Source organism: Paenibacillus sp. IHBB 3054 (genome assembly GCF_051594305.1).
In the GTDB taxonomy this organism is placed as follows: domain Bacteria; phylum Bacillota; class Bacilli; order Paenibacillales; family Paenibacillaceae; genus Paenibacillus_AQ.
Genome location: NZ_JBOFBG010000002.1, coordinates 164,460 through 189,784, shown reverse-complemented (window position 1 = coordinate 189,784; position 25,325 = coordinate 164,460). Strand labels below are relative to the sequence as shown.

General features: G+C 50.9%; 19 protein-coding genes. 17 read left to right on the top strand and 2 right to left on the bottom strand.

Going from position 1 to position 25,325, the window contains the following annotated elements; genetic code table 11:
• The first annotated feature begins 57 nt into the window (after positions 1-57).
• The 5 genes from ACQ76X_RS04505 to ACQ76X_RS04485 all read left to right on the top strand — a co-directional run bounded on the left by ACQ76X_RS04505 (position 58) and on the right by ACQ76X_RS04485 (position 2,485).
• On the top strand, positions 58-420 hold the full coding sequence (locus tag ACQ76X_RS04505; protein ID WP_438491870.1) for a hypothetical protein: 363 nt from the start codon (positions 58-60) through the stop codon (positions 418-420).
• 148 nt (positions 421-568) lie between these two features.
• Positions 569-1,048 carry an SRPBCC family protein gene (locus ACQ76X_RS04500; RefSeq protein WP_438491868.1) on the top strand — a complete coding sequence of 160 codons (480 nt, stop codon included), beginning with the start codon at positions 569-571 and terminating at the stop codon, positions 1,046-1,048.
• Between the two features lie 97 nt (positions 1,049-1,145).
• Entirely contained in the window at positions 1,146-1,346 is a 201-nt protein-coding gene (locus tag ACQ76X_RS04495) for a hypothetical protein (protein ID WP_438491866.1), read from the top strand.
• A 225-nt stretch (positions 1,347-1,571) separates the two neighbouring features.
• The gene (locus ACQ76X_RS04490; RefSeq protein WP_081965866.1) at positions 1,572-1,850 is read left to right on the top strand and encodes a hypothetical protein; all 279 of its coding nucleotides are present in this window, start codon (positions 1,572-1,574) and stop codon (positions 1,848-1,850) included.
• A 383-nt stretch (positions 1,851-2,233) separates the two neighbouring features.
• Positions 2,234-2,485 (top strand): YolD-like family protein, encoded by a 252-nt coding sequence (locus tag ACQ76X_RS04485; RefSeq protein WP_341093911.1) that lies wholly within the window; start codon positions 2,234-2,236, stop codon positions 2,483-2,485.
• A gap of 228 nt (positions 2,486-2,713) precedes the next feature.
• On the opposite strand, the gene ACQ76X_RS04480 is transcribed toward ACQ76X_RS04485, so the two are convergent.
• The gene (locus ACQ76X_RS04480; protein ID WP_076109421.1) at positions 2,714-2,926 is read right to left on the bottom strand and encodes a hypothetical protein; all 213 of its coding nucleotides are present in this window, start codon (positions 2,924-2,926) and stop codon (positions 2,714-2,716) included.
• Between the two features lie 195 nt (positions 2,927-3,121).
• On the opposite strand from ACQ76X_RS04480, the gene ACQ76X_RS04475 reads away from it, so the two are divergent.
• From ACQ76X_RS04475 to ybaK, 9 genes are all read left to right on the top strand, one after another.
• A complete protein-coding gene (locus ACQ76X_RS04475) occupies positions 3,122-5,398 on the top strand; it encodes a hypothetical protein (RefSeq protein ID WP_438491862.1) in 2,277 nt (758 codons plus the stop codon).
• Between the two features lie 143 nt (positions 5,399-5,541).
• Entirely contained in the window at positions 5,542-8,547 is a 3,006-nt protein-coding gene (locus tag ACQ76X_RS04470) for a glycosyl hydrolase (protein ID WP_438491860.1), read from the top strand.
• A 225-nt stretch (positions 8,548-8,772) separates the two neighbouring features.
• Positions 8,773-9,636 carry an ABC transporter permease gene (locus ACQ76X_RS04465; protein ID WP_438492105.1) on the top strand — a complete coding sequence of 288 codons (864 nt, stop codon included), beginning with the start codon at positions 8,773-8,775 and terminating at the stop codon, positions 9,634-9,636.
• A 76-nt stretch (positions 9,637-9,712) separates the two neighbouring features.
• Complete coding sequence (locus ACQ76X_RS04460) at positions 9,713-10,615, top strand: carbohydrate ABC transporter permease (protein WP_438491858.1); 903 nt, start codon at positions 9,713-9,715, stop codon at positions 10,613-10,615.
• A 138-nt stretch (positions 10,616-10,753) separates the two neighbouring features.
• Positions 10,754-12,352, top strand: coding sequence for an extracellular solute-binding protein (locus ACQ76X_RS04455; protein WP_438492104.1), 1,599 nt, complete (start codon positions 10,754-10,756; stop codon positions 12,350-12,352).
• Between the two features lie 141 nt (positions 12,353-12,493).
• Positions 12,494-14,068 carry a response regulator gene (locus tag ACQ76X_RS04450; protein ID WP_438491856.1) on the top strand — a complete coding sequence of 525 codons (1,575 nt, stop codon included), beginning with the start codon at positions 12,494-12,496 and terminating at the stop codon, positions 14,066-14,068.
• Entirely contained in the window at positions 14,031-15,788 is a 1,758-nt protein-coding gene (locus ACQ76X_RS04445; RefSeq protein ID WP_438491854.1) for a cache domain-containing sensor histidine kinase, read from the top strand. The genes ACQ76X_RS04450 and ACQ76X_RS04445 overlap by 38 nt, the downstream gene beginning before the upstream one ends.
• A 42-nt stretch (positions 15,789-15,830) precedes the next feature.
• On the top strand, positions 15,831-17,618 hold the full coding sequence (locus ACQ76X_RS04440) for a glycoside hydrolase family 36 protein (protein WP_438491852.1): 1,788 nt from the start codon (positions 15,831-15,833) through the stop codon (positions 17,616-17,618).
• A 969-nt stretch (positions 17,619-18,587) separates the two neighbouring features.
• Positions 18,588-19,061, top strand: a complete 474-nt coding sequence (gene ybaK, locus ACQ76X_RS04435) for a Cys-tRNA(Pro) deacylase (protein ID WP_438491850.1) — start codon at positions 18,588-18,590, stop codon at positions 19,059-19,061.
• A gap of 61 nt (positions 19,062-19,122) precedes the next feature.
• Here ybaK and ACQ76X_RS04430 read toward each other — a convergent pair whose 3' ends face one another.
• Positions 19,123-19,869, bottom strand: coding sequence for a YdcF family protein (locus tag ACQ76X_RS04430; protein ID WP_438492103.1), 747 nt, complete (start codon positions 19,867-19,869; stop codon positions 19,123-19,125).
• A 372-nt stretch (positions 19,870-20,241) separates the two neighbouring features.
• On the opposite strand from ACQ76X_RS04430, the gene ACQ76X_RS04425 reads away from it, so the two are divergent.
• The 3 genes from ACQ76X_RS04425 to ACQ76X_RS04415 are packed head-to-tail and all read left to right on the top strand — an operon-like array spanning position 20,242 to position 24,999.
• On the top strand, positions 20,242-21,840 hold the full coding sequence (locus tag ACQ76X_RS04425; protein ID WP_438491848.1) for a response regulator: 1,599 nt from the start codon (positions 20,242-20,244) through the stop codon (positions 21,838-21,840).
• Between the two features lie 33 nt (positions 21,841-21,873).
• Positions 21,874-23,622 (top strand): cache domain-containing sensor histidine kinase, encoded by a 1,749-nt coding sequence (locus ACQ76X_RS04420; RefSeq protein ID WP_438491846.1) that lies wholly within the window; start codon positions 21,874-21,876, stop codon positions 23,620-23,622.
• Positions 23,623-23,652: 30 nt separating this feature from the next.
• Positions 23,653-24,999, top strand: coding sequence for an ABC transporter substrate-binding protein (locus ACQ76X_RS04415; protein ID WP_438491844.1), 1,347 nt, complete (start codon positions 23,653-23,655; stop codon positions 24,997-24,999).
• The last annotated feature ends 326 nt before the right edge of the window (positions 25,000-25,325 follow it).

Below are 25,325 nucleotides of genomic sequence, written 5' to 3'. Positions count from 1 at the left end.
GGCTTGTAATTTACATAAAGAACCAAATGGTTTAAAGTTTTCACAGGAGGGGATGAAATGGAGAAGACTTATGATATAAACCCAGTAAGAACTACTCGCAGATCCACTAAGAAAAAGACGAGTATGGTGCTCGGATTAATAATCATTCTGATCCTACTGGCAGTCTCAAATCCGACTAGAGCTGATTTTGTGGATTATGCAATGAATCGGCCAGATGAGATATATAAAGTCGGAGAGTCAGGAGCAATTACGAACCTGATCGCAAAATCATTGCTGGATTCACTGACGGTAAGAGAAAATTTTATCTTGTTCTCCATCTACAGCGTTCCTGATGTAAAAGACAATACTCATTTTATAGGTGACATTCTGGAAAAAAAGAAATATCTGGGTTTTTTCAAAATTATATTTATTGAACTTTAGCCTTCACTTCTTCTTGCGGATCAGAAAATAGCTCATTTCCGGATTGTCGACTGTGCATCCGCTGATCGAATAGAAAACCTCTCCGCCGCCGCTGTCATCCTTTGTAATCTTTGAGTAAACAGATAATCACAGAAAAGGGGAACTATTAATGATTGCTGAGATTGTAGCGGTCCCGGAAGGTTTCACAGCCACCTTTGAATTCCATTACAAGCATTCTGTGGATCGCGTTTGGGCGATGTTGACTCAAAATGAACTGCTGAAGGGATGGTTCTCCGAGCTGAGGGTAAAGGATTTGCGGACCGGCGGGATCATCGAATTTGATATGCAGGACGGTACCTTTTTTGAGTTGGAAATTACTGATTTTGAGCGGAACTCCGTATTGGAATTTATTTGGGGAGAGGACAAGGTTCGTTTTGAGCTGCTTCCGGAGCGGGAAGGCTGCCGCCTGCAATTAATCGAAACCATGGGCAAGATTACGGACCATACAGCCAAAGATCTCTCCGGGTGGCATGTCTGTCTGGAGGTGATCGCAGCATTGCTGGACGGTAAGCCATTCGGTAACCGGAAAATGGTATGGGAGAACAGATATGAGGTGTATAGTGCGCTTGTGGACAAGTTCCGGAATTGAGTCCAACACGTTTTCCATTCGCCATAGGATCCGTTCTTCATACTTTCCAGGTATGGCAACTCTTTTGCAGAACTATTAAGCAGGAGGGATTTTTGGCATGTTATCCATTCGTGACATATGGTTACTGATCACGCCGTTTCTAATTTTAGGGGCAAGCTTCATTATTCCTGGGTATTTCATCAACCGTATGAAAAAAGGTCAGCTTAGAAATATTCTTGGTGCGATATTTATTTTATTTTGGTTCATAGCTTTTGTAGCCCCACAAATATATTTTAATGTTTTGAGAGGAGGTCGCTGATTAATTCAACGGCTTTTTTCTTTGGAGGAATCAGCATGCAGAATCAGAACGAATTAAAGATCCGTAAATGATTTTGATTTCATCGAGCAGTTTCCGGATTACATGCTAAAAGAAAAGTTGCTTCAGTGAGTTAATCGGTTTATTATCTGGATATGGAAAAATAAGGGGTGAATCAATGAAATTACTAGACGGACTCTAGCTTCCCTGAAGGAGGTTAGAGTTGATTTGAGTAGAAGCATTAAGAAAACACCCGTAAGTAAAGACCAGGCAAGTCGTTGGATAAAACGACAGGCAAGTAAGGCCGTACGAAGATACTCTCAAGACATTCCATTCGGAAAATTTTATCGAAAAATTTATTGTTCTTGGGATATTAGTGATTGGCGATTTTACACACCTTATAAGCAAGCTGTTAACGAATGGGAAACCACTCATAGAACTTGGCGCAGACAGGTGAGTTTTCAAGAAATGACATTAAATTGGGCTAAGAGCTATAAAAGAAAATAACAAAAGGAGTTGTTGGCAGGGAAGCGCCAGCGACTCCTTTTATTTGAGCGCGAACTGGAGCTGATGAGTTGCGCCGATCAGCTTCCCAGGTCGATTCTGAGATTCGTGACATGAGTGGAACTACTCTCTACAGCAGAAGGAGCAAATCACGATTACCTTGTTCAGACCTGCAGGAAATGTTAAGCTACGTAGAGTAGTTGTTAGAATAGCTCCTTATGCAAAACAGCTGAAGTTCAGTTGGAGGAACATAATCACTACGCTCTTTTCACCGCTTAAGTGTAATTGCTATAATTAACTCGATAACATCCATGAGCGAGTAAAAATGACATTTATTTTATATGGAATAACACATGGAAACAGTCTTAATTTAACGGAGGAATAGTGTGGCAAAAGCGAAGGTGGCCAAACGGCCGACAAGAGATGAATTTGTGCTGGAGGAAATCGGCAATCAACTGACGGAAGCGATGCAAGAGGCCTCTGAAGTGCTATTGACGGTTTGGGGCAAGGAAGATCAGGTTCGGGGGCAGATTGTCGGCATGGACCCGCGCACGGGTAAGGTGCATCTCAGCTGTAAGGAAGAGCTGGTCAAGGTGCCTTTTATGGATATAATGGCAATGGATTATCCAAGAGATTAAAGCATGCGAAGATAGATTTCCAGAACTGGCACTCCGGCTACAGCCGGAAGAGCAGGAAAGCCGTGCTTAAGCCGTCTTGGCAACAAAGAACAGAGCATTCGGGGAGAGTCCCGGTGCTCTTTTTTTTCGGATATATAGTATCAGCCTACAAAAAAGAGCATCCCAAAGGATGCTCGATAAACTATTTCACAGGATACCTGCTACTGCACTAGCTTCAGCATAATCCGGTTACAGCACACTGCGCAAAAGCCGAATGGCGATGGCATTTAAACGCAATGCTTCTCTGATGGCTACTCTCGCTGCCAAAAGTTCCCGTCTGGCCCGGCTGGGATTAGGCACTCTGCGTAGATTCTCATTAATTTCTTCCAGCTGTTCCCGCAGAATGGCTCTTTGCGCACGCAGTGCAGCAATGGCCCTGCGAATTCTTGCACGTTCCGTCATAGTTAACACCTCTTTCCGGTTGGATAGTATAAGAGATGCAATGACTATCATTTCTGTTTGTGTGAACGGGTAGTTTTATAACTTTTTGATGAAAACATCTTCCTTGCCCAGCGGCACAATTCGTTGTTCGCAGGGATGCCCGTAACTGAAGCCCGGGTGTAAGCTTGAAGAGATGTAGAGGAGGTATTAAGCATTATGAATAACATCGAAAATACTGCGCAAGTCTGGACTCCGGCTTCACTGGGTGGAGGCGGGTATATCACGGGGCTTATTCAGCACCCGGCCATAAGCGGGATTGTGTATGCCCGCTGCGATGTCGCGGGTGTCTTCCGCAGCTCCGATGGCGGGGAGACTTGGGAAACGCTGAATGGCGGGCTGACGAAGGCGTATCACCATCAGGTACAGAGCTTTGCGATCAGTCCGCATCACCCGGAGGTACTGTTTCGCTGCACCGGGGAGGTCAGGAGCCGGAAGTTCTATGGTTCGGTCCACAAATCCGCCGATGGCGGGCATAGCTGGCGGGAAGTCTGCACGGGTATGGGATTCTATGGAAATGGTCCCACCAGGATGTACGGTGAGGTGATCGCGGCAGACCCTCATCACCCGGACATAATCGCCGCCGGAGGGTATACCGGCGGCTTCTGGATCAGCCGGGATGAAGGCGAGACCTGGAGACGCACGGGGCTTCCAGAGGAACGGTTTGGCTGTGTTGCATTTCACCCGTCTGTTCCCGGTGTCTTGTATGCCGGAACAATAAGCGATGACGATTTGAACATGGATTATGTTGAAGTCGGCGAAGGCGGCGTATTGGGTCTGCTTCAGGATCAGCCCCGGGGCAGGTCAGGCAAGCTGTATGTCAGCACTGATCTGGGAGAATCCTGGGAGCTGCTGCAGGAAGGCCCCAGCTTTGCCGAGCTGTCATTCGACAGCCTTGATAACCAGCATTTGCTGGCGGCTACGATCTGGGGCGGAATCCGGAGCAGCACCGATGGCGGCAGGACTTGGGCTTCCACGGAAGAAGGTCTGCTGCCCGGCAGACAGAGATACGGGACCATTGTGCAGGACTGCCATCACACGGAAAGATGGTACACTGCCCCGGATCTGCGGCCGCATATGAAGGAGTGTCCACCGATTCCACTGTATGTTTCCTCTGACTGGGGTGGACATTGGCAACTGCTCCATCATCATTCCGATGAAAACCTCAGCGGCTTTCCGGCGTATATGGACCATTTCAGCGGAGGATCCCGGGCAGCGGCAACAGGCTGGGCGATCTCCAAAATCATCGTAGACCGCTTCAGCAAGGACCGCCTCTATCTATGCAACTGGTATGGAGTTGCAATCAGCGAGGATGGGGGGAAGAGCTGGCGGGCGAATCATTTCCGCGGGCTGGAAACGACCTGCATGGAAGCGGTGATCGCTGACACGGTGCAGCCGGGGGAGTTCTGCGTCACGATGGCAGACCATCCGCCCAAGATCACGGAGGATGGCGGGCAGACCTTCCGCAATTTACCGGGACTGGATGGCTACTCAGGCAGTACTGCTGCCGTCATGTCCGGAACAGACTCCAAGCATTATCTGTACGGGCTTGTCGGGCATGGGCGAACGGCCTGCATTGCACTGAGCCGTGACGGAGGCGACAGCGCGGCAACCGTACTTTCCCTTGGTCCGGGGCTGTTCGTCCAGGCATTGCGGGAAGATAGGGGCAACCCAGGAACTTTTTATGCTTATGTGGACGGTGAGATGGCCGCCGGAGCTGGAATCTACCGCTCCAGAGATGGGGGAGAATCCTGGGAACAGACATCATTCCGTCCTCCGGCGCATATAGCAACCTTGCCGCATCAGAAGAAGTGGATTGAAGCCGAGCTGCTGCCGGTAGTTGTCTATCAGGTCAAAAATGCCTGTGGAGCCAATCAACTGCTGGACACGGATTACCATCAGGCAGGACATCTTATGCTCGGGGAGTGGACGGAGGGAATCTGGAGGTCGGAGGATAGCGGGGACACTTGGCAATCCATCGGTGCGGGACTTCCTTTTCAGTACAGCAGCCCGTCCTCAGTATTAAATGCAGTGGCGTTTTCGCCCGCTCATGCAGGCACCCTGTATGCGGGATTTATCTCGGAAGGGTTATGGCGCAGCGAAGATAACGGGCAAAGCTGGAGCAAGCTGTTCCCGGCCGGGGAGGGAGAACGGTTCAATGTGTCGGCGCTTGCTGTGGGTAAGGGGAACTCCGGCAAGGACCTGCTGATTCTGGCCTGTGAGCCGATGGTTCGTACCGGAACGGAGGCACGGGTCGTCTGCAGCCGGGATGGAGGTTTGTCCTGGGAGGAGTGGGAGAATCTATCTCTTGGCGCACCCCGCTGGAAGGGGATTGCCGTCGATTGCGCAGGAGGACAGGTGCTCGCAGTCTCCTGCGGCAACGGAGCTTTTCGTACATCGGCAGTTACGGACAGGGATAAACAGCAGCAGAGGTGACCTTTTCAAATTAGTCGTTGCTAAAACAAACTTTTCGTTGCAAATGATTCTTGTTCAGTTAAATGGTAACGCTTACATTGAAGGGGCCGGACGATGCCAACATCGAATATAAACCGGCTTTTTCAAATGGAGGCCTGAACAAAGTGGTTGCACAAACGGGCAAAAAATGGTTCCATGGTTGGCTGGCCGTCGCTCTGTTTATTGCATCGATCGCTGTGTTTCCTGCTCCATCGCGTGCGGCAGGAGAGAACCTGCTCGGTAATCCAGGTTTTGAGTCAGGTGATGTCGGGTGGGAGAAGTGGGGTAGCCCTGTAGTGACTGCCAGTGAAAAGCATGGAGGGGATAAAAGTCTTCAGGTGAAACGGAATACCGGGGGAGCCTCGGCGTCTGTGGCGGTGCAGCAAGGCAAAACCTATCGTGTCGGTTTATGGGTCAAATTCGCCGGAGCAGGAGTGACCCATGCTGTAATTGATATGGATTCATTCGGCACGCAGCAGGGCAAACAAAGTCTTCAGTTCTCGGGTTCGACGAGTTGGGAATACCGTCAGCTGCTGTATACCCCCGCTCCCGGGGATCAGCATGTCCGTCTATCGTTCTGGAACAGCACCAGCAAGGATTACTATATTGACGATGCAGTCATTCGTGAAAATGTGGATATCGAACGGCCGACAACGCCCGGTGTCTGGCAGGCCGAGCATGAGCCGGAAGCGTTGAAGCTGACTTGGGCGGGATCGACGGATGATATGGGCGTAGCATCCTACCAGCTGTCGTACAAAAAAACAGACGCGCCGGACTGGAGCACAGTGACCGTACCCCATCAGGAGACAGTCACAATGCACACTTATACGCTAAGTCAGCTGGATCCATTTTCAGTGTACGCTATTATGCTGCACTCCAAGGATGCGGCAGGCAACACTTCAGATGCGGTGATGGGACTGGAAGCAACTCCGGGGACGAACCTTGTCTCTAATAGCGGTTTTGAGAGCGGAAGTGTAGTGCCTTGGGAAACCACGGGGACCGTGCAGACGGTAACTTATGATACGTACTCGGGAGGGTATGCGCTGAAGCTCCTGAACCAATCAGGAATTAAGACCGCTGAGATGGCCGCCGAAGGCGATGCCTCTTATCTGGTTTCGTATTGGAGCAGATCTTCAGCTGCGACGTCTGTCCCGCCTGCTACAGTAAGTCTTGCCGTCTATCAGGACAATGACACAATTACGCACCCGCTGCCAGCAGAGGCGTCTTTAGGCTGGAAACGGCTGGAGCAGCAGGTACTCACCGGCGCAGCAGCCCAGTCCATGCGCTTTGCAGTGAGTAACACTACTGGTGCGGAGCTCTTCCTTGATCAGGTTGTTGTCGGCAAACTTCCGCAGCTTCCGCTGGAGCTTGCACCCGGGGCACCCGCGGGATTCTCAGTGACCGGTAAGGATGGTGTATCCGCCAATCTGGAATGGGAAGCTTCTTCAGGTCCCTTTGGCGTAAAGTCTTACAAGATTTCGTATAAAAAAGCAGCCGATACCGAGTGGCAAAATGTAACGGTGCCGTATGTTCCCGGTCAAGCACTGTATGCATACAAATTGGAGGGCTTGTCGCCGGAAGGTTTGTATGACATCGAGGTGAAGGCGGTCAGCGAAGGCACTGCGGTGTCAGCTGCGAGTGCGCTCCAGGTGACCACAGAAAAGATGTATCCGGTGAATCCGAATGCTTCGGAAGAGGCAGTGGAGCTGCTGGACCGGCTGTACGCCACGGTGGGCAATGCCGTTTATACGGGGCAGCATAATTACTACGAACAACCCAGCCTGTGGTATGACACGGCAGCAGAGCTGACCGGATATTACCCGGCATTGTGGGGCTCGGATTTCGCCTATTACACCGGCGGGGACTTCAGCGCATTGCGCCAGGCGATGATCGACGAGGCCATTGTGAAAAGCGAATCGGGAGCCATGGTGACGCTGACCTATCATGAGCCTAGGCCGATGGATGCGCCAACGGCTGGCTGGGAAAGTGTCACGGGCGATGTTACGGTTGCCCAGATGACAGATATCGTAACTCCCGGTACAGCCTTGTATGACCAGTGGGCGGCACAAATGGACGAAGTAGCCTGTTATCTGCAGCAGCTAAGGGATGAAGGGATCCCGGTGCTGTGGCGGCCTTATCACGAGATGAACGCTGAATTCTTCTGGTGGGGGGCGCGTCCCGAGCTGTTCCGGCAGCTGTGGCACAATATGTACGACCGCTTCACCAATCTGCATGGGCTGGACAATTTAATCTGGGTGTGGAGCCCGAATGCGGAAAGCTCCTGGGCCTATGATTCAGCCCCTTATTATCCCGGACATGATGAGGTGGATGTGCTGGCGATGGATATTTACAACAACGATTACCGTGATACGTATTACAACAAGCTGGTGCAGCTGAGCGGCGGCAGACCCATTGCGATCGGGGAGAACGGGGAGCTGCCGGATATAGAGATGCTGCAGGAGAAACAGCCGCGGTACGTATATTTCATGACCTGGTCCGGATATTTGACCGATAAAAATTCACTCAGCGGCATTCAATCACTTTACAGCCATCCCCGCGCATTAAACAACGGTGAAACCGGCAACGGTCCGTTTGTTCCTCCGCCGGTGGACAGCTATGTGATTGATGATTTCGAGGAGTACGGCGGTTCGAACAGCAGTCTGCGTGCGAAATGGCAGCGCAACATCTCAGGCAACGCAGCGACGGTAACACTCGACACCTACCATACGAACAGCGGCACCTACGGCCTGAAGCTGGATTATACGATTGGGAATCCCAGTTACGGGGGGGTCTACCGCAGCATGGGCAAGGAATGGCCGGGGATGGAAGCGATATCCTTCTGGCTGCAGCCGGATGGCTCGAACCGCCAGCTGGCTGTCCAGTTCCATGAGACGAACGGTGAAGTTTGGGAAACCAGCTTCAAGATCCAGGGTACTGCACCGGTGCTGGTCACTCTTCCATTTACCGGTTTTGCCAAACCGGGGTGGGCCACCAGCGGCAACGGTGTGATTGATCTGGGCTCTATCAAGGAATTTGCTTTCTATGTGGCCCAGGGCAGCGGAACCCAAGGCAGTGGTACGTTGTACATTGACAACGTGAAGGCCATCAAGCTGCCGGAGGAAGAGGAATAGATGATTGGGCCGCATACAAGCTGCTGATTGTCATCATTGCCAGACCACATTTTTCGTTGACCACGGTACTGGTACGTCCTTCCTGTGCGACATAAGATTAAGGTGTAAAGCAAAGACACAGGAAGGATGACAAATGTGGAAATCGAACCAAGGGCCTTACCTTACAAGAAAGGGAATTCTGTTTCTTCCTGGTCCAGATGGATCAGGCAGTGGGATCTTCAGCTGATGGTTGTACCGGCAATGATCTTTATCTTCGTATTCAGCTATCTGCCGATGTATGGGGTGCTGATGGCCTTTCAGGATTATCAGCTGTTCGGCGGTTTTTTTCAAAGTCCTTGGGTCGGGCTGAAGCACTTTGAAGCATTCTTCAATTCGCCCGACTTCTGGACGGTGATGCGCAACACGATTGTCATCAGTCTGCTGAAGCTGTGCTTCGGATTCCCGGCACCCATCCTGCTGGCGCTGATGCTGAATGAGGTGCGGAGGATGGCGTTCAAGCGGATCATTCAGACTGTCAGCTATTTACCGCATTTTCTCTCCTGGGTCATCGTCGGCGGGTTCGTAGGGTCGATGCTTTCGACGGATAATGGAAGCGTAAACATGCTGCTGATGAGTCTGGATCTTACCTCAGAGCCGATCAGCTTTCTGTCGGTGCCGGAATACTTCTGGGGCATACTCGTTGGAACGGGGGTGTGGAAAGAAATTGGTTTTGCGGCGATTGTCTATCTGGCAGCCATTGCCGGCATTGACCCGCATTTGTATGAAGCCGCTTCCATTGACGGGGCGGGCCGCTTTAAGCAGATTCAATTGATCACACTGCCCTGCATCCGGCCGGTTATTATCATCTTTATGATTCTGGCTGTGGGCAACATTCTGAATGCCGGATTTGAGGATATTCTGATTCTGGCTACCAATCCGATCCTGCGGGATGTATCGGATGTCATCGACACCTATGTCTACCGCATGGGGATTCTGAACAGCCGGTTCTCTTATGCGGCGGCAGCAGGCTTGTTCAAAGCGGTTATCAGCGTCAGCTTGCTGGCTATTGCCAACAAAGCGGCCAGAAGAATGGGCTCAAGCTTATGGTAAGCAAAGAGAGGTCGATTAGGCTTTTGGAAACTTGGTCTAATGTCGGGACAGTCTATCGGAAAGCGGGGAACAGGTTATGATGAAGCTGTCGCGGGGAGATAAAGTGCTGCAAGTGATCATCTATTTCCTGCTGATCCTGCTGGGTTTCGTCACCCTGTATCCCTTCTGGAATTCACTGGTGATCTCCTTCAATACGGGCGCGGATACGGCGTTTGGCGGCATTACGTTCTGGCCCCGCAGCCCGACGCTCGACAATTATGAAGTGGTGTTCCATGACAGCCGGATCAGTCAGGCGTTCATGGTCTCCGTTCTGCGGACAATAGTCGGGACGATTCTGTCGGTGCTGTTCACAGCCATTCTGGCTTACGGTTTATCCAGGCAGGAGCTGATGGGCCGGAAATTTTTCATGGTGTTCTGCGTCATTACAATGTATTTCAGCGGCGGATTGATTCCAACTTACTTGCTGCTGCGCGAGTTTGGCATGATGGACACCTTCTGGGTGCTGGTGATTCCCGGATTAATCAGCGTATATAACATGATTATTTTCCGGACATTTTTTCTGGGGCTGCCTGCAGGTCTGGCCGAGTCGGCACGGATTGACGGCTGCAATCACATCGGCGTGCTGATCCGGATTATTTTACCGATTTCCGGACCTGTTGTGGCGACCCTGTCACTGTTTACGGCGGTATGGCACTGGAATGACTGGTTCTCGGCCAGCATTTATATTAATAATCCGAATCTCATTCCGATCCAGACTTTGCTGAAGCAGATTTTAAATTCTAATATCGTGACAGATCAGCTGCAGTCCATCGGTGCCAATGCGGCGGCTCAGGACCGGCTGGCGCTGATGAAATCAGTCACGTCCAAATCACTGATCATGGCCACAACCATGGTGGCAACCTTGCCGATTATTATGGTCTATCCGTTTCTGCAGAAATATTTTGTCAAAGGCGTGCTGATCGGTTCATTAAAGGAATAGGCGGCTTCTTATGAAATGAATGGTTTGCTAATGATTCAGAGTTTGCGTGCGTATAGTAAGCATTAGAGAGGGGTTACTCATTTGAAGCGTAACAAGAGCTTGCCGGTATTGACGGCTGTATTGTGTTCGTTGCTGCTGATGTCGGGTTGTGGCGGAGGGAACAATGCAACCGTTCAAAGCACCGCTGAACCGACGAAAGAACCTGTTGCTGCGGAAACTGCCAAAGCTACTGATACTGCGCCTGCCGCAACGGTAGGAAGCACCGTAAAGCCGGTTACTTTCAGTTATTACAGCAATTACGATTGGGACACTACAGAGCCGTGGGGCAAGGATTCCACAACCGCCTGGATTAGAGATACCCTTAAGGTAAATATGACACCCATCCAGTCCAGCGGTGCCGCAGAAACCAAGTTCAGCACGATGATTGCCTCGGGCAGTCTGCCGGATGTTATTATGATGGACCGTGGTGCCAATGTGGAGCGTTTGCGGCAGGCAGGAATGCTTGTGGCGCTGGATGAATACCTTGATCAATATCCGAATCTGAAAAATAATGCCGGTGAAGCCACGCTGGGCATGCTCCGCTCCGACGACGGCAAGCTTTACCAGTTCCCGAACTGGTATACCTCAAGTCCCAATGGCAATGGCGGGTGGATTATTAACCGGAAGATTTATAAAGAGCTGGGTTCCCCGAAGCTGGAAACCTATGATGACCTGTATGCCTACCTGAAGCAGGTCAAGGAGAAATACAATGACGTGATCCCGCTGGAGATTGGGGCTAAGGGCCGGGGCATTGATACGATGTATGGCGGCTTTGCCGAGAATAAGCCTTATCTGCCTAAGGCGAATCCGGTGGGAAATGCGCTGGAATCAATTTTTGAGGATCCCATATTCACCGAGAACATGCTGTACGCCAGTAAGCTGTTCCGTGAGAAGCTGATCACCCAGGATGCATTCACACAAACGGGCAATCAAGTGACAGAGAAGCTTGTGACAGGCCGGGTTGCTGTATTCGTGGAGGGTGATGTGGTCAATCCGGGCCGGGATGCGAACAACGCGCTGCGGACCCTTGATCCGGAGTCCGGGTACGACATCATCTGGCCGATTCATAAGGCAGGGCTTGACGCGAAGAAGATCACTCCGAACAATTACAGCTCGCTCGGCTGGAATGTGCTTGTGATTACGAAGAAAGCGAAGGACCCGGAAGCGATCTTCTCCTATTTGGACTGGGCAACAGGTGAAGAGGGACAGCGTATCCTGAATTTTGGACGCCAGGGCCTGTACTGGGATGAATCAGATGCTGATGGGGTGCCGATTCAGAATGAGGCCGGGCTGAATACTCCACAGGCTGATAAAGACAAGGAAAGAATCGGCCGTTTCAATTGGGTGGGCAACACCACCTTCATTGATCAGACCAAGGCTTTGATGGATGCGCAGCTGCCGGAAGAGAAACAAAATTGGACGACATTGGCTCAGAAAAAAGTCACATGGAATACTTCGAAGAACTTTACGGAGTTTGCGAATCTGGACCCGCTGCCGGATTCCGAAGAGGGAACGATTGCGACGGCTGTCAACGATATCTATCAGGAGGTTTTTGCTAAAGCGCTGTATGCCAAAAGCGATGACGAAGTGCGCTCCCTCTTAAGCAAAGCCAATGAGGATGCTAAACGTGCCGGCTACGGCAAGCTGCTTAAATTCCAGACGGAAAGATGGCAAAACAACCTCAGCAAGATGAAATAAATAACGCTAGAGTCTGCTGTACCTGTGGGGTATACTGTAACCAAGTATACCCTTTTTGCTAAAAAATGTAAGGTTGGATAAGGAACTGCGGGCAGAAGTACGGGTTAAGCTCATCTATACAGATTTGAAGGATGGGATGATATGTACAAGGTACTGCTGGTTGACGATGAACTGCTGGATTTGGAAGGACTGCAGCGCTTCATGAACTGGGAGAGCCTAGGCATGGACGTTTGCGCAGCCGCGAGCAGCGGCTTTGAAGCACTGGAGGTGCTGAGGTCACAAACCGTGGATATCATCGTCACCGATATCAGAATGCCGATCATGTCGGGGATGGAGCTGGCTCGCAGAGCACTTGCCCTGGAGCTTAATCCAAAGCCGAAGATCATCTTTGTCAGCGGCCATGAGGATTTTCAGTATGCCAAGCAAGCGATTTCGATGAGTGCTTCCGGCTATGTCCTGAAGCCTGTAGATGATGCAGATATGCGCAGGACGCTTGAAGAGGTGCGGGGCATTCTGGACCGGGAACAGGCGCAATCCCATTTGCAGCGCTGCTTCTCAGATTCGGAGCCCCTGTTGAAACGGGAGCTGTTCATGCAGCTGCTGGATGACGGCATGCCGGATGCAGACAAGATGCTGCCCTTGCTGCAGCAGGTTGGGATTACCTGGCATCGGACCGTGCTGTACACCGCGCTGCTTGAACCGGATGATTTATCCTGGAAACTGAACGGGTTTGGGGAAGAAGCCAAGGCGGAGATGGAGAAAAGGCTAGAGACAGCGGTCGAGCAATTTTGTGCTCAGGAACGGATTCAGTTCTGCCGGCTGGACCGGTTCCGGTATGCCCTCATCGTGGAAGAACGGGTGGACAGCAGCCGGCTGCAGGGACTGATTGCTATGGCGGTCAGCGGGACACCGCTTACAGTGACTATTGGGGTTGGTCCGCCTGTGACAAGTCTTACCGAGCTGCATCTCTCCTTCCGGCGGGCCAAAGAGGCGCTGGGACTGAAGCTGTTTCTGGGCAAGGGCAAGCTGATTCTCCATACCGATGCCAAAGGTCCGATCTCGGCCACGGCGAAGGATCTGGATGATATTCTGCAGTCTTTATTTCTGGCGGTATCTTCTTACCGTCTGGTCGCTGTCGACGATTGCAATGAGGAACTGTTCGTATGGGTCGGCAAAATGGAAACCAAGCTGGAAATCTACCAGCTGTTTCTGCACATTGTCTCCAAACTGGATGCTTTTTTGCATACGATTAACGAGGACTTTTATATTCTGCTGGGGCTGGACAGAAAACATCTCAGCATTTTATATCAATTTGAGACAACCCAGGATATGAAATCCTGGCTCCGCCGCCGGATGTTCGAGCTCTCTGAACGGCTTCAGCGGAAACGGCAGGGCAAGAAATACAAGCTTATCGAGGAAATTAAAGCCTACATCGAGGTGGAGTTGGAAAATAACGTCATGCTGCGGGATGCGGCGATCCACTTCTCGTTCTCCCCCAATCACCTGGGTCAAATCTTCTACGATGAGACAGGCATGTATTTCTCCGATTATGTCTCCATAAGGCGGGTGGAACGTGTCAAGCTGCTGCTTGGAGATCCCAAGCTGAAGGTCTATGAAGCTGCACACCAGGTCGGATATAAGAATCTGTCCCATTTCAGCAAGCAGTTCAAGGATTATTATGGCGTCAGTCCGGGCGATTACCGGAGGCATCTATAACATGCGCCGCATGCTAAATGTGCCTTTTGGATATAAGCTGATTGTACCTTATGTACTCTGTCTGCTGTTTGCCGTTCTTACCGTAGGGATGTTCGCCTATGCGCATTCCGTGAACTCCCTTAGAGAGAAGACACGGGAAAATATACAAGGCACGCTGCAGCAGATACGGGACAATATTCGTTACCGCACGGATGATGTTGAACGGATTTCCAAAATGCTGTATTACAATTACAGTCTGCAGAGCGCTCTGCGCCGCTACGAGCAGGGATGGTACAGCTATGAGACGATGACGAAGACACTGATGCCGGCGCTTGAAAATCTTCTGAATTACACAGCCAGCAATATCGGCTTGTCCCTTTACCTCCAGAACGATACCCTTCCGGAATTATACTACACAGATATTGATCAGAATCCGCTGCTTTCGATTAAACGTTACGAGATTCATCATCTGAAACGGATACAGGAGACAGACTGGTACCGTGGATTGGAGTTCTCCGGAAGCATGGCGGACCAAAGACTATGGCGCCAGATTCTGCGCGACGAGAGCTATGGCAATATTTCGCTGCTGCAGCAACTGGACGATGTCCAACGGGGGCAGCGCATCGGGCTGGTTCGCGTGACCGTCCAAATAAGCGACCTGCTGGACTCGGTGGATTACGACAAGATTGGAGAGCACACGACTCTTGAGGTGCTGGACGGTAGCGGAAAGGTGGTGTTGGAATCATCAGCTCTGGAAGCGGAGGGATTGAAGGGTTCCCGGACCGGAAACCGGCTGCTGCTGAGTGAACCGCTGGACGGCCTGGGCTGGGAGCTGCGGGCCTACATTCCGAACAGCCTGTTCGACGAAAGTGCGAATAACGTGCGGAGGATGACATTGATCGTCTGCCTGATCAGCGCTTTTGTGCTGGCTTTCCTGGGTATTGGTGTTTCCAGTTATTTTTCGCGGCGAATCCAAAAAATTGTAGGTTCACTAAATGCTTTTCGCGATGGCGACTTCCAGAAAAGAATCCATTATAAAGGCAACGATGAACTGGCACAGATTGCTGCAGCGTTTAACCGGATGGGCAGTAATATCGAAGAGCTGATCCACAAAAATTATGTTGCCGGTCTCCAGAAAAAAGAAGCGGAGCTGGAATCGCTCCAGGCCCAGATCAATCCCCATTTTCTATATAATACCCTGTCCTCGATCAACCGTCTGGCACAATTCGGAGATATTCAGAAACTGCATATTCTCGTTCAGGAATTGGCGAAATTCTACCGGCTCTCCTTGAACCGCGGGGAAATTCTCACTACGGTCGGCAAGGAAATTGAACATGCCAAGGCCTATATTGCCATTCAGTGTATCAAATACGGCAACCGGCTGTCCGTCTATTACGATATTGATCCTGCGGCGCTGGATTATATGACCGTCAAGCTGATTTTGCAGCCGATGCTTGAGAATGCGCTAGAGCATGCCTGGTTCGGAAGTACGATCGGAATCCGGCTTGTCGTGGAGAAGCGGGAAACGGACATTGTATTCAAAATTATTGATAATGGTGTGGGCATGAACGCAGACACCATAGAGCAGATTCTGGCACCGGAAGGACCCCGGATCGGCTACGGCATCCGCAATGTCGATTCCCGGATCAAGCTGCATGGAGGGAACGGGTATGGCGTAGCCATCGCCAGCCGATCTGGAATCGGCACCTGTATACAGATCACCATTCCCTGCCGGATGTAGCCTCCTGATGGCTTCATCCGCTATGAAGGAGTTCGGATTTCATTGAAGATCATAACCACGGATTGTTATGAAATTACACTGGACGGCTATACTGACGGATTCCATACTTCGCTTGCTCTTGAGAGCGGTGAAGAGGGCCTGCAATATGTCCGCCTAACGCTGCAATCTCCCGTTCCGGCAGTTCCCACTGCTCTTTCACTGCGCTGGAGCTGTCCCGCGCTGGATGTTCAAGGCTTATGGCATCCGGCAGCCGGACGCAGCAGAGAACTGATTCCCGACTGGCTCGAAGGTTTCACTTCGAGGTCCACCTCTTCTGCACCAGTTGTAAGTCTGTACGGCAATAGGAGTAACAATGTCCTGAGCTTCGCCTGCTCAGATGTCCTGCATCCGCTACGGCTGCATGCGGGTCTTCATGAGGAGACGGCCAGCTTCCATTGCGCTGTGACGCTGTTCACGGAGCCATGCTCTCCGTTTACAGATTATGAGGCTGTCCTGCGTTTGGATTCCCGCAGCATCCCTTATTATGAAGCGCTGGCAGGGGTGGCAGAGTGGTGGGCTGGCCTTCAAGGAAACAAGCCGTCAGCGGTGCCGGATGTTGCCAGAGAGCCGATGTACTCCACCTGGTACAGCTTTCATCAGCAGCTGACGGCAGCAGAGATAGAAGCCGAGTGTAGAATTGCGGCAGAACTGGGCTGCAAGGCGGTTATCGTAGACGACGGATGGCAGACCGCGGATGAGGCAAGAGGTTATGCCTATTGCGGAGACTGGCGAATTAGTTCCGGCAAAATACCGGATATGAAAGCCCATGTAGCCGTGGTCCATGAGCTGGGACTGAAATACATGCTGTGGTATGCCGTGCCATTCATCGGCAAGCACAGTGAGGCTTGGCAGACCTTCGGTGACAAGCTGCTGTATTTCGATGAAGGATTTGGCGCCGGAGTAGTCGATCCGCGCTATCCGGAAGTGAGGGCTTACCTGACCTCCATCTATGAACAGGCGCTGGTGGACTGGGATCTTGACGGCTTTAAGCTCGACTTTGTAGACAGCTTTTATGCGGTTCCGGACTGGGAGGTTTCTCCGCAGAACGGGAGTGGACGCGATACCCATTCTGTGCCGGAAGCCGTTGATATGCTGCTCAGCGGCGTGATCTCCCGCCTGCGGCAGCTGAAACCGGAGATTATGATCGAATTCCGCCAAAATTATATCGGACCGCTGATGCGCAAATACGGCAATATGTTCCGTGCCGGCGACTGCCCGAATGATGCTTTGCAGAACCGGATCAAAACACTGGATATCCGCCTGATCTGCGGCGGCACTGCGGCTCATGCCGATATGCTGATGTGGCATCCGCAGGAGTCTGCGGCAAATGCCGCGCTGCAGTTTATCAATGTGCTGTTTTCCGTTCCGCAGATTTCTGTCCGGCTGGACCGGCTCCCGCAGCCGCATTTGGAGATGCTGGCCTTTTGGCTGTCATTCTGGCGCGAGCATCGGGATGTGCTGTTAGACGGATCTCTTGAACCGTACCATCCCGAACTGCTGTATCCGCTGGTCATTGCCCGCACGCCTCAGAAGTGGGCAATGGCTGCCTACCAGGATACGGTTATTCCCTTGAGCGGGGACCTGCCAGATCTGGTTTTGATTATAAACGGTACCTTGCTCTCCCGTATCGTAGTGGAACTGGACCGGGAATCCGGTCAGCGGGAGGTCATTGTCCGGGATTGTCAGGGAAACGTGGTTTCGATACAATCAATGGCTTGGAACAGCGGGGTTTACGCCATGGAGGTTCCGGCGGCTGGGGTTATCACGATTCGTGCCATTCTGGCGGAATGACGAGTAAGTAAACCAGTACAGTCCATAGAGATAGAAGCGTATTATAACCGCTGATCGAATCAATGCGGTGGAATGAGCATAGATGCTGCCGATCCAGTCGATGTAGTGGAATGAACGTGGATGCTGTGATCCAGCTGGAGTGGTGGAATGAGTGTGGATGCTGTGATCCAGCTGGAGTGGTGGAATGAGCGTGGATGCTGTGATCCAGCTGGAGTGGTGGAATGAGTGTGGATGCTGTGATCCAACTGGAGTGGTGGAATGAGTGTGGATGCCTTGATCCAACCGATGTAGTGGAAAGAGTGTAGAAGCCGCTGGCACAGCCCTTTGTAGCTGGGGCAGCGGTTTTTTGTTATACGGAGGCGGTTAGGAGGAAGGCATGCGATGAGCGGTTGTATAACATCAAACTACTGTCTCATAACACATTTAAGCATTGATTTATGATGTCTATGGTTTGTATATCTGTATAGATAGCTTTCGAAGAGCCCGTATTGGCCTTCAGGCGCAGACTTTATCGCTTCATACATACTGCTCGGGTATCGCTACCGATCTTTTTAACGGGAAAAGTTAACGCTAGGTAAAACCGAACAATCTGATTGGAGTAACTAGCGGGAATTTCGCCTGCTAATAAATCTTATAACAATAGAATTTGAATATTCATCAATATTAGCGGTACGGATTCCCGCTACATTGTTCAGAAGAAGGATATATACATAATTAGCGGGAGGTATTCCCGCTACAAATGTTTAAGCAGTTTTGATTGGGTGGTGGATGATTTTTACAGGTTGGACCTTATCTATATTGTTGTTTTTGACAATTGGTGTTGTTAATGTTCGAAGTCATTGATGAAGTTGATGAAGTTGATGAAGTTGATGAAGTTGATGAAGTAAATGTCCATGATATAATAAATAGAAGCAATTACGCTGCAAAAACTCGGTAGCTATGAGGGGCTGCCGGAAAGGCTGATGAAGGATGCAAATAACCAAAACGAATGCTATGCGGATGCTGGATGCCAAGGGAATTGGCTATGAAATACATACCTATGATAATGAGGACGGGGCCATCCACGGAACTGCGGTAGCGGAGAAGATTGGCAGACCGCCGGAAACCGTCTTTAAGACGCTGGTCTCGCATAGCGGAGCAAACCTGTATGTGTTTGTCATTCCGGTTGCCGAAGAGCTCGATCTGAAGAAAGCCGCAAGAGCTGCGGGTGAGAAGAAGATTGAAATGCTTCCGCTGAAGGATCTGCTGAAATGGACCGGTTATGTCCGGGGCGGCTGTTCGCCGGTCGGGATGAAAAAGCTGTATCCGACCTATATCGAGCAAAGCGCGGAGGGACTGGAGACCATAGCGGTTAGTGGCGGCAAGATCGGCATGCAGATTGAGCTTGCACCGGATGAACTCGCCGGAATGGTCAATGCGAAGTATGGCGATTTGATTAAATAGAATGAAGCAGAAAAAGCAGCGGCCCGGGGAAGCTTGGGCCGCTGCTTTTTTGTGTCTGCTCTTAAAAATGCGCTGCCAGTATCCCCAAGTATTCCTTCAGCGCGATTCCGGTGTTCTCCGCTGAACCGGGGGAAGGGGAGAACTTGCCTAGATAGAAGGAAGATTCCCGGCTGGCAATGTAATCAGTGGGAAAGGCCAGCGGAGACAGCCCGGCATGTTCAAACTCCAGCATGGCACGCGCCATATGGAAGCCTGAGGTTACGAGCACGGGACGGCTAAAGCCGTGAGCCTTCATCAGCGCAGCCGTATTTACGGCATTTTGCTCTGTGTTCAGCGACTGGTTCTCCGCCAGTACATCAGCCTCGGGGATTCCTAACCCGATTAACTGGCGTTTGGCGATGTCAGCTTCATTCCCGCTATCGGTATAGACCTGTCCGCCGGAGAATAGAATCGGCAGCCCGGTCTCGCGGTACAGCCGCGCGGCGGTCAGCAGCCGGTTCGCCGCCGGTCCGAGCAGGTTGCCTTCACCGTCCAGATCCCGGTTACCGGAGGAAGCGCCGCCGCCCAGCACCACAATAACATCGCCGTCAACGGTGTTTGGCTGGTCATATTTCCGCTCCAGACTGCCGATTAACGGATCGGCAACCAGGCTGGTCATGGACAGATAGAGCAGCAGCGTGATGCCCAGCAGTACCAGGGCGGGGCGGCGGTTTTTTCGCCATAACCACACGGCTACCGCGGTGAACAACAGTACAAACAGACCCGGCGGCAGAATGAAGCTGTAGACGAATTTAATAATATAGATCAGCAGGATCAACCTCCGTTCCCTTTATATGTATACTCTATAGCCGTATTGTACCACGTAAGCTCTCCATATAGATGCTTAAGGCAGAAGGACGATGCCTCGCCGAGCCCCTTTTTGAATACGTGACTAAGATGATAAAGTTTCCCCTATAATCCCATGTTCGAACAGGCATTTGCAATAGGTGGATTTTGAAGTGCACATACACATATTTCTTAAAAAACTGCGCTTATCTGTTAAAAAAGCGGCACCCGGCATTCCTTCCTTCCGTGGTAAAGTATAGGTGGATCAATCTGGTTATAATGGCACTGTACAATAGGGGAAGCTAGTCTGCTAAGATGGGAACTAACGAACGAATATACAAGCGGAGGGAAAGCGATGAACAGAAATATTCGGGTGCTGCTGGCGGATGATGAACCGGTAATTCTGCGCGGGCTCAAAAAGCTTATTTCCTGGGATGCGCTTGGTCTGGATATTGTCGGAGAAGCGTGTGACGGCATTGAGCTGAAATCAATGATAGCTGCCTGCAACCCCGATCTTGTAATTAGCGACATCAGCATGCCGGGATTTACCGGAATTGATATTATACGCGATATTCATGAGTCCGGGCTTCCGATCAAGGTGGTGTTTATCAGCGCCTATCAGGAGTTTTCGTATGCACGGCAAGCCCTGCAGTACGGGGCTCTTGATTATCTGGTGAAGCCGGTGAACACCGGCCAGCTGGAGCAGGTCGTGAGCAGAGCCGTCGCTGTAATCCGCCAGGAAACGGAAGAAGAGCGGAACAAGGAAATGCTCAAATCCTATGAACGGAAGAATCATTCCGTAACCATTGAAGAATTGCTCGAACAGATTACCGACGGCAGCAAAGGAGCGGCGGCGGCACTGGCCCGCATGGGCAATATAGCCATCAGCCGTTATGCCACCGTATGTGTCGTGGAGATTGACGAATACAGCGGGATGCCCACCCGCTGGGAGGAACGCGAACGCAAGCTGGTAGAATTCGCGTTGTCCAACATTATCAAGGAAACCGTAGAAGAGGCGGGCAGCGGTTATGTGTTCCGCAAAGGAGAGCGCTTCGGAATTCTGCTTCAACACGAGCATGAAGGGGAGCCGCAGCGGTTGATGGAAGATCTTCACCATAAGATCAACAGCTTTCTGAAGCTGCAGGTGTCTATCGGGGTCGGCAAGTCCGTGAGTGGCATCGAAGAGGCGGTGGAATCTTACCGCAGTGCGCTCAAAGGCCTCAGGGCCCGATATTTTGCCGGATTAAACCGGGTTATCCCAGATATTGAGGAGCGCCAGGAAGCCTCGTTCCCAATATCAGAATTGACCTCCCTTCAAGCTTCACTTTCGGAAGCGCTTAAATCGCTGGATAAGGAGCAGCTTGCTGCAAGCTCCGGGAAACTGCAGGAAGCAGTACAGCTTCTGTCGGGAGACAGCCGGAATCAGGCGGTTTCCCATATCTACAATGCCATTATTCAGCTGGAGCAGGAGCTTGCTGACTATGGTGTGGACGCCGGGCTGCTGGTTCAGGACGACAAGCCGCTGCTGGAGAAATTGACCGATGCGCCAACCTATGCTGAGCTGCAGCAGGCATTTGAGGATGTCGTCAATAAGATGTATGATCAGCTGGCCTGTAAGGCTGGCGGGAAAGAGATGCCCCAGCTCATGCAGGTGAAGGCTTATGTGGAAGAGCATTATGCGGAGAACATCACACTGGAGTCAACAGCGTCACTGGTTTATATGAATCCGTATTATTTCAGCAGTTTCTTCAAAAAGCATACCGGGCAAAATTTCAAATCCTATCTCACCGAAGTCAGAATGGGCCATGCGCTGCGCCTGCTGCTGCAGAGTGACCTGATGGTGTATGAAATTGCCGAGCTGGTGGGCTATAATAATGCCCGGCATTTCAGTGATATGTTCAAGAAGAAATACGGCAAGCTGCCGCAGGAATATAAACATTCACTCAGAAATTAACAGACATTTTTCTTAGAGAAAAGAGGGGTGTTCGTGCTGATCTGGGGACGCAGATCCAAGAGCATTTTCGTGAAATTTTCCGCTTCCTTTTTATTGGTCGGGCTGATACCGCTGCTTGCACTCAGCTTCTTCTCCGTGAAGACCTTCTCTGGCTATGTGGAGCGCTACACCACCAGTAATTTGCAGCAGATGGTTCTGTATATGAGCTACAATCTGAATACCGCATTTAATCAATATAATGAAACCTCCAAGCTGATGTATACCGGCCGTTATGAAGGTTTTATTGAGAGCTATACACAGAACCAGGCGACCAATGTCAATGAGCGGGAGCAGATCAACACCATTCCGATTGACTCCTTTCTGAAGACGCTGCTATTCAGCGATCCTTATATTACAGGAGTGCAATTTGTCCGCCAGTCTGACGGCAAGATTTATTCCCAGGAGAAAGAGAACCGCTCGTTGTCCGGTGAACCGGTCCCAATCCCGGCCTGGCTGGCGAAGATGGAAGAGAACCCCTCGAAGGTGGAAATCTTTCCTACGCATATAGATAATTATTTCTTCCAGTCGCAAAGACAAGTGTTCACCATCGGGCGCAGTCTGATTGACACCTCAGGGCGTGTGACCAAAGAACCGAAGGTTGTGGGAACACTTTTTCTCGATATCGACACCGCTTTGTTCCAGCAGTTCTTCAGAGAGCTGAATCTTGGGGAGAAGGATGAACTGTATTTGCTGGACGGTGAAGGCAGAATTTATTTCAGCAATCAAAAAGAGACTTCAGGCATCATCGCACAGCCAGACAATCAGAACAATGAAATGATTATCCTCAGCGAGGATATCCCTTTTTTGCAGGGGAAGCTTATCGCCAAGATCCACCGGGGCAGCTTGTTCGAACAGCTTCTGTCTGCCAGAACCACCGTATACATCGCCATTCTGATCTGTGCCTTTGTAATGATTATTATGGGAGTGTGGTTTTCCCGCAGGCTTGCCGCTCCGATCCGTGAGCTCATAAAACAGATGACGGTGGTGGAATCGGGCAAGCTGGACATTCAGGTCAGCGTGAATACCAATGATGAAATGGGCCGGCTGGCGCATGGATTCAACCGGATGGTGGAGCGGCTGCAGGTCTATATTGATGAGGCGTACGTGGCTCAGATCAAGCAGAAACAAACAGAGCTGAATGCGCTGAAAAGCCAAATCCGCCCTCATTATTTATATAACACGCTTGAAGTTATCCGTATGAATGCGGTGGACAAGGAAGCCGGAGAAGTGGCCGATATGATTCTTGCCCTCTCCAACCAGCTGAAATATGTCATTGATTACGGGGAAGACCGTGTAAGTCTTGGCAGTGAGCTGGAGCATTTGCAGAATTACTTTTATATTATTTCCGTCCGTTTTGAGAACCGGTATGAGCTTCATCTGGACATCGCTGCTGACATTCAGATGGATTGGCCGATACTGAAACTTTCGCTGCAGCCCATTGTAGAGAATGCGGTTCAGCACGGCCTGCGGCTTAAAGGGAAAGGTACGGTAGGCATCACGGTGGAACGTCGGGGGAATGTCCTTGCGGTCACCGTGTACGATGATGGCATCGGCATGAGCAGGGAAGAACTGGCGCGTATTACCCAATCATTGAATGATGCCGAGGCCCCCAGCAAAAATGTTGGTTTGAAAAATGTGCATGAGCGGATCCGTTCCAGCTTCGGTGAGGCGTACGGGTTGTCCGTCAGCAGCCGCGAGCATATCGGAACCTCCATTACACTGCTGTTTCCGATTAGCGAATAATCCCACATTATACCCGGGAGGTCACTGCTTATGTTCTGCAAAAAAATGTTTACCCTGCTGTCTTTACTGCTGCTAATGACCACCGGCATTCTGACAGCTTGTGAGAGTGATCGTGGCTCTAACAGTAATTCTGCGAATCATGGGGGTGACGTTACAGGAGCTGACGATATTGAAGCAGACAGCGGGGAAAAGGTTCAATTCAGCATCGCTTATGCAGCCGGCGACCCGGCAACCAGACAGGCCATTGCGGCGGCGATCAAAAGCTACATGCAGCTTCATCCCCATGTGATGATCAATGATGTGGCTGAGATGTCCTCAAACGCCTACCTGGATTGGCTGAAAATCAAGGACGCGGTAGGGGAGTTTCCGGATTTGCTTGAAATGCGCGATACCGAAGCCTTTGCTGCTGCCGATAAAATTGTCCCGCTGCCGTCCGATTTAGTGGAACTGTTCGATCACCCGCCGCTGGTTGACGGCAAGGTCTGGAACGCACCGCTTTTCATAAACGTGCCAGAAGGGATTATCTATAGTAAAAAAGCCTATGCTGCTGCCGGTATTACCGAGCTGCCGACAACTTACTATGAATTCCTGGACATCCAGGAAAAGCTGAAATCGAGCGGCATTACTCCCCTGGTTGTCGGCGGTAAGGATATATTCCACATGGGCTTCTGGGTGAATAAATTTCTGATTGACGAGGTGTACTCCAAGGACCCGGACTGGAACTCCAAGCGTACTGCGGGAATCGTCAGCTTCACGGATGATAATGTGATTCAGGCGATGAGTGATTTTAAGGATCTGTTCACTAATTATGTGAATAAAGACTGGCTCAGCACCGGAGATAACCAGACGGCTTCCATTCTCGTATCCGGCAAGGCGGCGCAGCTTTTCTCGGGAACCTGGATGTTCTCGCAGATAGAGGAAGCCGATCCAAGCTTCGAATACGGATTTTATGCTGTGCCTGACCGTGAAGGCAACATAAATGTTGTGGGACTGCCGTCTCCCTCAGGCTGGTCCTTGTCGGCGGAAGCCGCGGGTGACCCTGACAAAAGAGAAGCAATTAAAGACTTTATCAGGTTTTTCTTTGCCCCGGAACAATATTCCACCTTCCTGGCCCGGCTGAACGTGATTCCCTCTACCACAGACAAGATTACCTACAATACGGGTGAACAAATGAAGGCAGCTCTGGACCTGATCAAGGATCCGAAGGTGACCAAGTCACTGAAGATCAACAACTGGTGGGGCAGCAACCTTATTCCTCAGCAGTTCCGCAACTGGTACTACAAGCTGCTGCAGGAGATGGTAGTGAAGGGTGGTAACGTAAGAGATTATATGAAGCTAGTGGATGCAGAATACGACAGGCAGGTAAAGGAAAACTAGCCTTAGTAAGAGTAATCTCTTGAAGAAACTTGATGATAAAGTAGCCTTTTTATACAGACGGAGGTCCCCGGACCTCCGTTTTTTTGTACTTTTTGGGAATGCTCAACCACTTCTGCTTGGGTTTTCCTCTTAAATTTACCGCACATGAGCCTTAAGAAACTTCATTCTAACCCGAATCGGCGGGTGCTATGCTAGTAGCAAGGAAACGCTTTCGAAAAGATGATGCGCACATCAAACCCCAGTTTCCAGTCTGCAACCAACTTACGGTTCCACAGCAGTTTTCCAAAATTCATACTCTGTTTTATACGAAGGTACGAAGTGTTTCC

Coding starts and splice junctions, on each gene's coding strand:
- ACQ76X_RS04500 (WP_438491868.1), top strand. CDS start 569: ATGATTGCTGAGATTGTAGCGGTCCCGGAAGGTTTCACAGCCACCTTT.
- ACQ76X_RS04445 (WP_438491854.1), top strand. CDS start 14,031: ATGGCGTCAGTCCGGGCGATTACCGGAGGCATCTATAACATGCGCCGC.
- ACQ76X_RS04480 (WP_076109421.1), bottom strand. CDS start 2,926: ATGACGGAACGTGCAAGAATTCGCAGGGCCATTGCTGCACTGCGTGCG.
- ACQ76X_RS04450 (WP_438491856.1), top strand. CDS start 12,494: ATGTACAAGGTACTGCTGGTTGACGATGAACTGCTGGATTTGGAAGGA.
- ACQ76X_RS04465 (WP_438492105.1), top strand. CDS start 8,773: ATGGTTGTACCGGCAATGATCTTTATCTTCGTATTCAGCTATCTGCCG.
- ACQ76X_RS04475 (WP_438491862.1), top strand. CDS start 3,122: ATGAATAACATCGAAAATACTGCGCAAGTCTGGACTCCGGCTTCACTG.
- ACQ76X_RS04495 (WP_438491866.1), top strand. CDS start 1,146: ATGTTATCCATTCGTGACATATGGTTACTGATCACGCCGTTTCTAATT.
- ACQ76X_RS04460 (WP_438491858.1), top strand. CDS start 9,713: ATGATGAAGCTGTCGCGGGGAGATAAAGTGCTGCAAGTGATCATCTAT.
- ACQ76X_RS04415 (WP_438491844.1), top strand. CDS start 23,653: ATGTTCTGCAAAAAAATGTTTACCCTGCTGTCTTTACTGCTGCTAATG.
- ACQ76X_RS04505 (WP_438491870.1), top strand. CDS start 58: ATGGAGAAGACTTATGATATAAACCCAGTAAGAACTACTCGCAGATCC.
- ybaK (WP_438491850.1), top strand. CDS start 18,588: ATGCAAATAACCAAAACGAATGCTATGCGGATGCTGGATGCCAAGGGA.
- ACQ76X_RS04455 (WP_438492104.1), top strand. CDS start 10,754: ATGTCGGGTTGTGGCGGAGGGAACAATGCAACCGTTCAAAGCACCGCT.
- ACQ76X_RS04425 (WP_438491848.1), top strand. CDS start 20,242: ATGAACAGAAATATTCGGGTGCTGCTGGCGGATGATGAACCGGTAATT.